Origin of the sequence: Pseudomonas sp. NPDC079367 (assembly GCF_044542195.1) — a bacterium.
Taxonomy (GTDB): domain Bacteria; phylum Pseudomonadota; class Gammaproteobacteria; order Pseudomonadales; family Pseudomonadaceae; genus Aquipseudomonas.
The window spans coordinates 848,987-861,200 of sequence record NZ_JBITTW010000001.1 but is presented as its reverse complement, the minus strand read 5'-3'; the positions used below and the strand labels follow the sequence as shown (position 1 = coordinate 861,200).

The 12,214-nt window shown below is 55.9% G+C and carries 11 protein-coding genes; 7 read left to right on the top strand and 4 right to left on the bottom strand.

All coding sequences use genetic code 11. From position 1 onward, the window contains the following. Window positions 1–227 precede the first annotated feature (227 nt). Entirely contained in the window at window positions 228–2,840 is a 2,613-nt protein-coding gene (gene ligD / locus ACIGDJ_RS03805) for a DNA ligase D (protein WP_222018967.1), read from the top strand. Window positions 2,841–3,575: 735 nt separating this feature from the next. Here ligD and ACIGDJ_RS03800 read toward each other — a convergent pair. From ACIGDJ_RS03800 to ACIGDJ_RS03790, 3 genes are all read right to left on the bottom strand, one after another. Beyond that, window positions 3,576–4,562, bottom strand: a complete 987-nt coding sequence (locus tag ACIGDJ_RS03800; RefSeq protein ID WP_222018968.1) for an arsenic resistance protein — start codon at window positions 4,560–4,562, stop codon at window positions 3,576–3,578. A gap of 97 nt (window positions 4,563–4,659) precedes the next feature. Further along, window positions 4,660–5,271 carry a redoxin domain-containing protein gene (locus ACIGDJ_RS03795; protein ID WP_222018969.1) on the bottom strand — a complete coding sequence of 204 codons (612 nt, stop codon included), beginning with the start codon at window positions 5,269–5,271 and terminating at the stop codon, window positions 4,660–4,662. A gap of 16 nt (window positions 5,272–5,287) precedes the next feature. Further along, complete coding sequence (locus tag ACIGDJ_RS03790) at window positions 5,288–7,453, bottom strand: protein-disulfide reductase DsbD (RefSeq protein ID WP_222018970.1); 2,166 nt, start codon at window positions 7,451–7,453, stop codon at window positions 5,288–5,290. A 361-nt stretch (window positions 7,454–7,814) separates the two neighbouring features. Here ACIGDJ_RS03790 and ACIGDJ_RS03785 point away from each other — a divergent pair, with 361 nt between their 5' ends. Next, complete coding sequence (locus ACIGDJ_RS03785; protein ID WP_222018971.1) at window positions 7,815–8,249, top strand: helix-turn-helix domain-containing protein; 435 nt, start codon at window positions 7,815–7,817, stop codon at window positions 8,247–8,249. Between the two features lie 326 nt (window positions 8,250–8,575). On the opposite strand, the gene ACIGDJ_RS03780 is transcribed toward ACIGDJ_RS03785, so the two are convergent. Continuing rightward, entirely contained in the window at window positions 8,576–8,848 is a 273-nt protein-coding gene (locus ACIGDJ_RS03780; protein ID WP_222018972.1) for a hypothetical protein, read from the bottom strand. Window positions 8,849–9,113: 265 nt separating this feature from the next. Between ACIGDJ_RS03780 and ACIGDJ_RS03775 the strand changes: the two genes are divergently transcribed. Genes ACIGDJ_RS03775 through arsH form a run of 5 tightly spaced genes read left to right on the top strand, consistent with a single transcriptional unit; the run spans window position 9,114 to window position 12,205 of the window. Next, window positions 9,114–9,527: an arsenate reductase ArsC gene (locus tag ACIGDJ_RS03775; RefSeq protein ID WP_222018973.1), complete on the top strand. Its 414-nt coding sequence runs from the start codon at window positions 9,114–9,116 to the stop codon at window positions 9,525–9,527. Between the two features lie 8 nt (window positions 9,528–9,535). After that, window positions 9,536–9,907: a metalloregulator ArsR/SmtB family transcription factor gene (locus tag ACIGDJ_RS03770; protein ID WP_222018974.1), complete on the top strand. Its 372-nt coding sequence runs from the start codon at window positions 9,536–9,538 to the stop codon at window positions 9,905–9,907. Between the two features lie 27 nt (window positions 9,908–9,934). Then, window positions 9,935–10,405, top strand: a complete 471-nt coding sequence (locus tag ACIGDJ_RS03765; RefSeq protein WP_222018975.1) for an arsenate reductase ArsC — start codon at window positions 9,935–9,937, stop codon at window positions 10,403–10,405. 17 nt (window positions 10,406–10,422) lie between these two features. Next, a complete protein-coding gene (arsB, locus tag ACIGDJ_RS03760; protein ID WP_222018976.1) occupies window positions 10,423–11,496 on the top strand; it encodes an ACR3 family arsenite efflux transporter in 1,074 nt (357 codons plus the stop codon). Beyond that, window positions 11,489–12,205 (top strand): arsenical resistance protein ArsH, encoded by a 717-nt coding sequence (gene arsH, locus ACIGDJ_RS03755; protein ID WP_222018977.1) that lies wholly within the window; start codon window positions 11,489–11,491, stop codon window positions 12,203–12,205. The genes arsB and arsH overlap by 8 nt, the downstream gene beginning before the upstream one ends. Window positions 12,206–12,214 lie beyond the last annotated feature (9 nt).

Below are 12,214 nucleotides of genomic sequence, written 5' to 3'. Positions count from 1 at the left end.
AGTGCCTTTCACAAAGCTCACCAGAGTGAATTCCAACATGTTGCGTTTGAAATGAGGCGACACGGGCGAACAGCTTTCACTGGTTGCGACTGCAATCCTGATTGTCCTTGTCACCGCGCTTCCGGATTAGCGCAGATCTGGTGAATTCATAAGTGAACCTTCTCACACCTATTCGAGGTCTCAAGACAACAGCAGGTTGATGTTGTCTGCACTTTGGGGAGGGCACCATGGAAAAGCAACTCGAAAAATACAACAGTATGCGTAACTTCGAAGAGAGCCCCGAACCTGCCGGCGTCGCCAAACCTGCGAAAGGCAAACGTAAGGGAAAAGCACACGCCTTGCAGTTCTGCATCCAGAAGCACGATGCTTCGCGCCTGCATTACGACTTCCGCTTGGAGTTAGATGGTGCGCTCAAGAGCTGGGCGGTACCCAAAGGTCCGTCGCTGGACCCCAAGGTCAAGCGCCTGGCGGTGCATGTCGAAGACCATCCGCTGGATTATGCCACCTTCGAGGGCCGCATTCCTGAAGGCCACTACGGTGCGGGCGATGTCATCGTCTGGGATCGTGGCGTGTGGATTCCCCTGGACGATCCGGTCGAGGCCTATGCCAAGGGCCGGCTCAAGTTCGAACTGCAAGGCGAGAAGCTCGGCGGCGTGTGGAACCTGGTTCGCACGCACATGCCGGGCAAGCAGGAGCAATGGTTTCTAATCAAGCATCAGGACGGTGCCGCTCGGGCTGTAGACGATTACGACGTGGTTGCGGCCGAGCCCGACAGCGTGCTCAGCGAACGGACTATCGTCGCCAAAGCACCCAAAGCACCCAAAGCACCCAAGACAGCCAAAGCCAAGGCCATCAAGCAGCCCGCAGCGCCAGTACGCAAAGAACAGTCCGCGCAGCTCACCGGCGCGCGCAAGGCCGAGTTGCCAGACCAGATCAAACCCGAACTGGCGACCTTGGTGGAAAAGGCCCCGGGCGGTCAATGGAGCTATGAGGTCAAATTCGATGGTTTTAGGATGCTCGCTAGGATAGAAGATGGAAAGGTTCGACTCTTTACACGAAACGGCCATGACTGGACCCACAAGTTGCCCGGCCAGGCCAAGGCGCTGGTGTCCCTAGGCCTGGAATCGGCCTGGCTTGACGGTGAAGTTGTGGTGGCCGACGAACACGGCGTACCGGACTTCCAGGCCTTGCAAAACGCCTTCGAGGCCGGCCGCAGCGGCAATATTCTTTACTACCTGTTCGATTTGCCCTACCTCAATGGCGTGGACCTGCGCGAGGTGCCCGTCGAGGAGCGCCGGGCTGCGCTCTCGACGGTGCTCAAGACCGGCAAAGACCCTCTGCTGCGCTTCTCCGAGGCCTTTAGCGAAGACCCGGAGGCCTTGCTCAACAGCGCCTGCCAAATGCAGATGGAAGGCCTGATCGGCAAACGCCTCGGTTCGCCCTATGTCTCCCGGCGCAGCAGTGACTGGATCAAACTCAAGTGCAAGCATCGACAGGAATTCGTTATCGTTGGCTTCACCGACCCCAAAGGTTCACGCAATGCCTTCGGTGCGTTGCTTCTGGGGCTGCATGACCGCGACAGCGGTGAGTTGCGCTACGCCGGCAAGGTCGGCACCGGGTTTACCGAGGCGACCCTCAACAGCATTCATCAACGACTCAAACCCCTGCATACGAAGAAACCCGCGGTGGTCAACCCGCCCGGCGGTGCCGAGTTCAAGGCTGTGCATTGGCTCAAACCGCGCCTGCTGGCGGAAGTGGCCTTTGCCGAAATGACCAAGGACGGTTCGGTGCGCCATGCGGTGTTCCATGGCCTGCGTGACGACAAACCTGCCAAAGACATCACTGAGGAGCGTCCGACTGCCGTGAAAACTGCCCCTGGGAAAAAAACCGCCGCGGCCCAACCTTCCGCCGCGAAGAAGAAAGCCGAACCTGCGCCGTCCCAGATCGGCCTTGACCAGGGCAAGGTGCGCATCACTCACCCGGACCGTGTCATCGACGCCAGCAGTGGTGCGACCAAAGTGCAACTGGCGGAGTATTACGCCAGCGTCGCCGAGTGGATTCTGCCGCAGCTCAAGGACCGCCCCGTGGCGTTGGTGCGCGCGCCGGATGGCATCGCCGGCGAACTGTTTTTCCAGAAAAACGCCGAGCGCCTGGCCATTCCCGACATCACCACCCTAGACCAGAAGCTCACGGGCCAACCGATGATGGTGATCAACAACGCCGAGGCGTTGATCGGCGCCGTGCAGATGAGCACCGTCGAACTGCACACCTGGAACGCCACCTCGGACCACCTCGACAAACCCGACCGCTTCGTCCTTGACCTCGACCCGGACCCGGCCTTGCCATGGAAACGCATGGTCGAGGCCACCCAGTTGACCCTGACGGTGCTCGATGAACTGGGGCTCAAGGCGTTCCTCAAGACCAGCGGCGGAAAGGGCATTCACCTGGTGGTGCCGCTGACCCGCAAGCTCGGCTGGGATGAAGTCAAGGAGTTCAGCCGCGCCATTGTCAGCCACATGGCCAAGATGCTGCCGGAGCGTTTTTCCGCAGTGTCCGGGCCGAAGAATCGGGTGGGACGGATCTTCATCGATTACCTGCGCAACGGCTTGGGCGCGACCACCATCTGCGCCTACGCCGTGCGTACGCGAGAAGGGTTGCCGGTGTCGATGCCGATTTTTCGTGAAGAGGTCGAATCGCTCAAGGGCGGCAACCAGTGGAACATTCACAATGCGCATGAACGCCTGGCCGAAGTGGGCGATGGACCTTGGGCAGACATGAAGAAAACCCGGCAGACGATTACGGCCGAGATGCAGCGGCGGGTGGGGATGAAAAAGCCCTGATCCAGACTGACGCTGCACTGAAGCAGTTTTGGGAAAGGCAAACGAACAATAGAACTCAATTCAATTAGTGGATTTTGATTTTTCAGGTTCGTCCTGAAGCGATTTGAATCTTCGGGGGCGGACCAGTGGCCCAGACCCGCGAAGTACTGTTTTTCCAGATGCGGCCGCACGCTCAAGATCCTCAGGCGATGCAGCGTAAACAGGTGCTACCAGCTAGTCGCGGTTGCGCGTTTTTATCTCCAGCGCTCGCAGGTATTCTTTTTCAACCCACGACGGCTCAACTTGTTCATATGTTCACACCTGAAGTGATTACAAACACCGTCAGGCAAGCATCCTTTTTTGCGGAGTGTTCGGTACGCTATGGCCGAGCGCCAACGTTCTTGTTGATGACGGGGTATGAGCAAGTTCGCTCTGTCGTCGCGGCGCTGGCGGGTGATTGGGATGCGGCCAAAAGGGTCGAGCTGGTCCTCCCGGAGACGGGCATTTGCAACTCGGATTTCGATGAAGTCGATGATCGCTTGAGGGCTTCGGCAAGCCAGACGTCTTGTTGCGGTACTGGAGGGACAATCCCACAGGCCGCACCTCGTACGTCGTCGGGTTGCTGCAAAGGCTAGTGCCTCCCCGAACCCGCCCTTAGCGACAAAGGCGGGTCAGGTTGATTCACATATTTTTCAAAAGAGTTCAGGTCGTCATTGATAAGCGTCCAGCTAACTCCCCTTGAGGTAAGTCACATGCCTATGAGGTCATCGACGCAATCTGCGATTTTTTCCGCCAAACGAGTGCCGGTATTGCGCGGATGTAGATCAGCTCACCAACCAACTCGATCAACGTCTGGGTGATCACAGCAGCGGCAGCAAGGCCTCGAATTTCTTCTGGCAATGCCAGAGCCAATGGCAGAACGACCAAAGAGTTACGCGTTGACGAGCTGAAAGTGACCGCTCTGGCAGTCGTGGAGGGCAGCTTGAAAGCTCTCGAAGCCAACGCGCCCACCAACGGTGCCAGCAGCATGAAGCCGATATACACAGGGATCACCGGGGCAAGCTGGTCGATGTCGCGAACGACCGAGGAGATTTGAGAACCGACCACCGCGATCAGAACCGCCGCCATTGCTGGAACGGGTAGCCAAGCCCAGGCGGCGTTCCAACCGCCGACGATTTTCGACTTTTTGGCCAGCGCCGCTGTAACCACGGCCAACAACAACGGCGCGACAATCAGCACGAGAAAGGCTTCAACAAACGGGCCTACCGAGATCACGACTTCGGACTGTCTGCCCAAAATGAAGGCCAAGTACACGGGTAGCAGAACAAGCTGAAGTAGCAGCAGGATCGGTGTGGCCGCAAGGATCCCACGAGAGTCGCCCTTGCCAATATGAGTAAAGACCACCACGTAGTCGATGCAGGGTGTCAGCAGTACCAGAAGAGCACCAACAAGGATCGCCGGATGATCCGTGAGTCCTCTGGTGAGGCCCCACACCAGCAGTGGAATCAGTACGAAGTTGGCGATCAAAAGAGCTGACATGAAGCGTCTATTGCTCAGGCCTTCGCGCAGGTCAAGAAAGGGAATCTGTAGGAACATCGCGTACATCAGCACGGCGATGGTTGGAGTCACCAAAGCATTCAGCCCCTGAGCGGCCACAGGCGCCATGAACCCACCGATTGCTGCGGCAATGACCGCGACGAAATAGATCGGTATCTGGTTCTGTTCAAGTGCATCCCTATCCATAGTGCTCCCCTCGGGTATCAAAAAAAGGCCGTCAGCCTAAGCAACCGCAACTCGTCCGTCGAGTGATGCGTGTATTTCTAACGCTGTGCGAAGAACATCACAGATATTTAACGGAACACCCATAAGGTTGTGTTGAAGAAATACTGACCGGTTTATCGGCCAGGCTTTCATCCAACGCCGTTTTCACGAAGTTCTTTGCGATTTTTACGTCCTCGATGTTCGTGCTGCGCTTGTCATCAATCGCACCCGCATACACCACCTTGCCAGCAGGGCTGACCACAAACATGTGCGGGGTCGTTTTAGCGCCGTACAGCTTGGCTAAGCTGGTGTCAGAATCCATCAACAAGGCAGATGGGGCTGCTTTCATCTCGGTTTCCCAAGCGTTCATCTCTGAACCTGGACGGTAAGAAGCGCTTCCTGCCTCTGCGGTGTTGACTGACAACCACACCACGCCTTTTGCGCGGTATTCACTTTGTAAGGCCTGCATGTTGCCGCTGCGATAGTGCTTTTGGGTAAACGGGCAAACGGGATTCATCCACTCCAGAACCACGTACTTCCCTTTGTAGTCTGCCAGCGAGACAGAAGTACCATTGCTGTCTGTCACGGTGAAGTTCGGAGCCGCTTGCCCTACGACTGCCGCAGCGCTCGCCACGTTCGCCCAGAGCGATACCAGCAGTAATGTCATTGACGCGACGATGGATGTTTTCATGTTGATTTTTCCTCGGTTAAAGAGTGCCCAGAATGGGCTTCGATGACTCACTGCCAGGTGACTCGGGAGAAGCAAGTGCAGCCTTCACCAGAGATTTAGTCAGCAACTCTGGCAGCATTTCTGGCGATTGGCCTGGACGGAGAACGAGATACATGGGAACCGCAGACCGGCCATAGCGCGCCAAGGCACGGGTGATTTCAGGGTCTCGATTTGTCCAGTCGGCCCGCATTCTGACCACACCGCTTTGCTCGAAGGCATGGTCGATTTCATCGGTATTCAGCACGAGCTTTTTATTGACTTGGCAGGTCACGCACCAAGCAGCGGTAAAGTCGACAAATACGGTCTTCCCATCGCCTAATTGCTGTTCAACCTTGGCTTGCGAGTAGGTCTCCCACTGACCAGCTTGGCGTGTTAACTCGGAGGTCGCGGAGCCGGCGATATTGGCCATCGGTATCAGGATGCTCAACGCCAAAACCCATGAAATCGTTTTACCCAATCTGGAGGGAAACCTGCCGAAAAGCCACAGGCCAAGACCCATTAACCAGAGTGCCAAAAGAAGGTCGATCAACGGGCTTACGCCAGCCTGGACGCCCAGCACCCAGGCGAGCCATATGACGGTTGCAAGCAGCGGAAAGGCTAGGAATTGACGTAATTGCACCATCCATGGCCCTGGTCGAGGCAACCACTTCCTGATGCCGGAAAACCAAGCCAGCAGGAAGTATGGCAAGGCCATACCGAGGCCCAGCGAGGTGAAGACGGCCAACGAAGTCCATCCGGGCTGGGTCACTGCATAACCAAGCGCCACCGCCATGAACGGGCCTGTACAGGGTGAGGCAACCGCAACAGCGAGCACACCGGAGAAAAATGCACTGACGTCTGGGTGACGAGGGCTGATGGATGCAAGAGGGCTCGGCACCAGGCTGCCCATCTCGAAAACACCCAAAAGATTGAGCGCAAGCACAAAAAACAACAACGCAAGGCTGGCGACTATTACCGGTGATTGAAGCTGAAAGCCCCATCCGAATTCATGCCCAGCAGATCGTAATCCCATCAGCACAATCGCAAGCAGCCAGAACGAAATGACGACGCCTATTGAGTAGAACAGGCCATTTCGGCGCGATTTGTATGGATCTGCTTCGCGAGCAAATGCGAATACCTTCATCGAGAGGATCGGAAAGACGCAGGGCATCAGGTTGAGCAGTATCCCGCCTGAAAAAGCCAGCAACACCGCAGCAATCAACCCCAGTTGAGCGCTTGTATCGATGGTCGCGTTCGGCTTGGCTACTTCTGCACCCTGGACTGGAATATCGATTTCCAGCGCCTCTGGTGAGCCTGTGCCATTTTCCGTCACTACGATGCCGCGAAGTCGCACCAGGGGAGCCACTGGCTGAACTGCACGTGTCATGGAGAGTTGATAGCCAGCGTCATCGTATGACAAGGTCTGAACCGCACTCGGCTCGATCACCCCCTCATCATACGGAAAAAAACTGACGCTCTGAGGGAAGGATTGCCCTTGTGGAGGCGCGATAGAAAGGGTGCTACCGGTACTCGTCGATACCGCAGAAAAGCTCCAATCATTTGCCTTTTTTGGCAACAGGGTTCGCACCGTCTCGAAGCCCCGAACTGCCTCGGGATTGGCAATTGGAGAAGTGCCCGGCAATCCTACTGGCAGGGTTAGTGTCAGCTGCCCCTCTTCAGGAATGCAGACGTCATAGCAAACCAGCCACTCTACGTGGCCACTCAGCGTGACCGACGGGTTGACGAAGTCCGGAGGTAGGGTGATGTCACTGATGAGCCAGGTTTCACCCTCATAGCCAAAGTTCATCAATGGGCCAAACGGTAGTCGCTTAGGAGCGGGCCATTGAATCGCGCCCATTTGGATGCCTTCTGGCACGTTCCACTTGATCTGCGTCGGCAAGCCTGAATCGCCAGGGGTACGCCAATAGCTGTGCCACTGTGGATGGTGGTTCAATTTCAATGCAATCGACGATGTTTTTCCCGGAGTCAGCTTCTGGTGTTCTGCCACCAATTGCGCACTCATGTGCTCGGTAGTTACTACGTTGCTCGCATTGGATGCCCAGAGCGCGCCCGCGTACATACCCAGCAAAAACGTAACGCATACGCGTACCAAGTGCTTATGCAGGGCGATCAAGCGGGAGGTACCCACGATATCAGCGACCACGGCACTCCGCTCCTTTGCATGGCTTTTGCGAATTCGCGCACCGGTGCTGCTTGTGGCTAACATTGCGATAAACCAAGGCTCCAACCGATAGGGCCACGAGGGTCAGACCAAGCCACCAAGCATTGGCGGTTATGTTTATTGCGGCGATCCCCATCAGCCCAAGCATGGGTGTGGCACAACAGGCCAGGCAGCCTAGCCCCACTGCGCCCCCGATTTTATTGAGGGTTGTCGCCTTCATCATTGGAAAGTCTCTGGAAAAAACATCTCGAGCCGGCCACGCCGCATTGGTTATCAGTATCAGTCGAACCAGAGTAATATCTGTAGCTACTACAGGTTCAAGTGATTTCTTTGGAGAAGCGACATGTGGGGAATCGGCGCCTTGTCGAAGGAGACCGGATGCAACATCGAAACCATCCGGTACTACGAAAAAATTGGCCTACTGCCCATCGCCAATCGCTCCTCTGGAGGGCATCGGGTTTACACGGAGCAGCACCGGGCGCGACTGCTGTTTATCCGCCAAGGACGGGAGCTTGGATTCCCTCTGGATGAAGTCCGCGAACTGATCAGCCTCTCCGGCGATCAGCAGCGTTCTTGTGGCGAGGCATTGTCGGTGGTCAGGAAGCATCTGGAGTCCGTGGAAGCAAAACTGGCCCGATTGCAAACCATCAGGCAAGAATTACTGTATATGGCCAAGGACTGCCAAACCTGCTGTCCCGGAACAATGGCACCCGATTGCACCATCGTGGAAGCACTGGCTGACTCCGGAATCAAGATCAGCTCAGGGTGCTGTTCCTGAGCGCTCATTAACTTGACGCCCCGCCTACGATCTTGCCGATGATTGGATATGAACAGATCTGGTCTGTCGTCGCGGAGTTGATTGGCGATTGGCATCTGGCATCTGGCGAATAAGGTTGAGCTGGCTCTCCCCGAGACTGGCGTATATGACTCGGATTTCGTTGAAGTCGGTGACAGTTTGAAGGCTTTGACAAGTCAGGCGTCTTGTTGCGTCGCTGGAGGCGCAATCCTGATGTCACACCTCTTGCCTCTCCAGGTTGTTGCAAAGGCTAATACCCATCCATCGAAACCCGCCCCTGCGATAGGGGCGGATCAGGTTTAATCGTTTTATTTCTTAAGCGTGCTCAGATAGTCCTTGAGCGCGTTCTCGTCACCAGACTTAACGGTCATCCCGTCTGGACCGGTCCCAATTTCCGTGTATTGCTTGGCCGGTTCGCCGTGTGCCTTGAATTCTTTCAGTTGTTCAGAACCTTCACGAAAGACCCAAAGGCGGCCGTCTTCTACTTTGGTAAAGAATCCGGGCTTGTCGTACTGGCTCGCGAAGCTAACGCTCGCAAACAGGCTAGTCAGCAAGGCGGCGGTGATCGTCAGTTTTTTCATCTTCCAGGCTCCTGGTTGGTTGGATCGGAGCAGAGGCTATCCTCGAATGGATGACAAACTTATTACAATATTCATATATATAATTTTCCAAATGTTTCTTAAGCGCTTTGCTGAGTGAGTATCCCATATGCCCTAGAAAGAAGGGCTTTTAGGGGGGGTTGCTCGGCATGAACTGGTCCTTTTCGAATTTTTCCGGTGCAGGGGCTTTACCTCGCATGCATAAAATCATATATTCGATAAATCGTATATGAGCTGAGGCTTCACAATGACCAGCAAAGCCCGTGTCCTGTTCGTTTGTACTGCCAACGCTGCCCGCTCTCAGTTGGCCCAAGCGCTGCTGAGGCATACTGATTCGGAGCATTTCGAGGCATTCAGCGCCGGAACCGTTCCAACTCAGGTCGATCCGCGCACCTTCGACGCACTTTCCCACCTTGGGGTGAATACCGAAGGATTGCGCAGCAAATCCGTAGACGAATTCCGTGGTGAGCGTTTCGATTACGTCATCACCTTGTGCGATAAAGCAGCAGCGGAATGCCAGTCGTTACCTGGAGCTGGCGAGGCATTGGCTTGGAACTTTGAGGACCCGGCGACCAGCACCAAACCCGACGCGTTCCGTCACACCCTTCACGAAATTCATGAGCGCATCAAGATGTTCGTCTTGGTGAAAACCAAACGCTGAGAATCGATATGGCTGACCATCTGACACCGACCACTGTTTTCAAATGCCTGGCGGACGACACCCGGGTCCGCACCATGCTGCTCATCACCCGTGAAGGAGAGCTTTGTGTTTGCGAGCTGACCTGCGCGTTGAACGAGAGTCAGCCAAAAATCTCCAGGCATCTCGCCCAACTGCGAACTTGCGGCCTGTTGTCGGACCGTCGGCAAGGCCAATGGGTGTATTACCGACTGCACCCGAATCTCCCAGACTGGGTTCATCAAGTGCTGACCACTGCGCTCGAAAGCAACAAGCACTGGTTAAGCCCTGATGCCAAACGCCTTGATGAAATGGGTGACCGCCCTGAACGTGCAGCCGTGTGCTGTGAAAGCCAAATCGCCTGATTCCGCCTTCGACTACGAGACCGCTCGATGAAAATCCTGTTTCTCTGCACTGCCAATAGCTGCCGCAGCATCCTTTGTGAAGCGGTCTTCAATCACTTGGCACCGGAAGGCATGAAAGCCTACAGCGCGGGCAGTCAACCCAAAGGCGAAGTGCATCCGCTGAGTCTCAAGACGTTGGAAAACGCTGGTATGTCGACGCTCGGGTTGTGCAGTAAGTCCAGCGATGTCCATGTGAACCTGGCTCCTGATTTCGTCATCACGGTTTGCGACAAGGCTGCCGGTGAAGCCTGCCCGGTATTTTTCGGACCGGTCACCAAGGCGCACTGGGGGTTGGCTGACCCTTCGGAATACCTCGGCACTCAAGAAGAGATCGGGGCGGCTTTTGAAGCCACTTTGGAGCAGATCAAAACCCGTATTGAAGCCTTCCTGGCTTTACCTCTTTCCCAACTGAGTGCCGAACAGCTCAAGGCAGAGCTGGCCCTGATAGGCACGCTGTAACTACAGGAGCAATGATCATGAGTAAGAGCCGCCTTTCCTTCCTGGACCGTTACCTGACGCTGTGGATCTTTCTCGCCATGGCCTTGGGCATCGGTTTGGGGAGCCTGTTCGAAGGCTGGCCGCAGTGGCTCAACAGTCTTTCTGTGGGCACCACCAACATCCCCATCGCTATCGGCTTGATCGTGATGATGTATCCACCTCTGGCCAAGGTTCGTTATGAGGAACTGCCGGAAGTCTTCAAGGACAAGCGCATCCTCGTTTTGTCTTTGGTCCAGAACTGGGTCATCGGACCGGTGTTGATGTTCGCGCTGGCGATCATCTTCCTTCGGGACCAGCCGGAATACATGACCGGCCTGATCCTCATCGGCTTGGCTCGTTGCATCGCGATGGTGCTGGTTTGGAACCAGATCGCGGGTGGCAACAATCAGTACGTCGCCGGACTGGTGGCATTCAACAGCATCTTTCAAATCCTGTTTTTCAGTCTGTATGCCTGGGTATTCCTTGGGTTGTTGCCGCCGTTATTCGGGCTGGAAGGCAGTGTCATTGAGACCAGCTTTGTCAGCATTGCCGAGTCGGTCCTGATCTACCTAGGTGTGCCGTTCCTGGCAGGCTTCTTGACCCGCAAGATTCTCATCGCACGTAAAGGTGAAAACTGGTTCCAGGAGCGCTTCATTCCGAAGATCAGCCCGCTGACGCTGGTGGCGCTGCTGTTGACCATCGTGGCCATGTTCAGCCTTAAGGGTGACGTGGTGCTGCAATTGCCGTTGGATGTGTTGCGCATCGCGATCCCCCTGACGATCTACTTCGTGGTGATGTTCCTCATCAGCTTCTGGATGGGGAAATTGCTCAAGGCTGACTATCCACGCACCACCGCACTGGCTTTCACAGCCGCAAGCAACAACTTCGAACTGGCGATTGCCGTGGCCATTGCCACCTTCGGCCTGGCTTCTCCGGTCGCCTTCGCCACAGTGATTGGCCCGTTAGTGGAAGTGCCGGTTCTGATTTCCCTGGTCGGTGTGGCCCTCTGGCTGAAACGCCGCTGGTTCGACGAATCCAAGAGCGCCGTTGCGCAGGACAAAGACTATGTTTGATGACCATATTCCCCAGCTCGATACCGAACTGGTTGATCTTCCATCGGCAGACAAACTCGGTATCGAAAAGACCTCCATTCACAAGCCGCGCATTTTGCTGCTCTACGGATCGACTCGTGAGCGCTCCTTCAGTCGTCTGCTGGTAGAGGAAGCCGCTCGGTTGCTGGAGCACTTCGGTGCCGAGACGCGGATTTTTAATCCCTCAGGCTTGCCGCTGCCAGATGATGCCCCCGACGATCATCCACGCGTGAAGGAGCTGCGCGACTTGGTGTTGTGGTCCGAGGGACAGGTCTGGTGCTCTCCAGAGCGTCACGGAAATATGAGTGCAGTGTTCAAAGCGCAGATCGATTGGGTGCCACTCGTGATGGGCGCTGTACGCCCGACTCAGGGCAAAACCCTCGCGGTGATGCAGGTGTGTGGCGGCTCGCAGTCGTTCAACGTGGTCAATCAGCTGCGGGTGCTGGGACGCTGGATGCGCATGTTCACCATCCCCAACCAATCCTCCGTACCGAAGGCCTATATGGAATTTGACGACAACGGCCGGATGAAACCTTCTCCGTTCTACGACCGTGTCGTTGATGTGATGGAAGAGTTGGTGAAATTCACGCTGCTGCTTCGCGACCGCCAGGACTATCTGGTGGATCGTTATTCCGAGCGCAAGGAGTCGGCGGAAGAACTCATGAAACGTGTCAATCAGCGCTCCATCTGAGGATTTTTA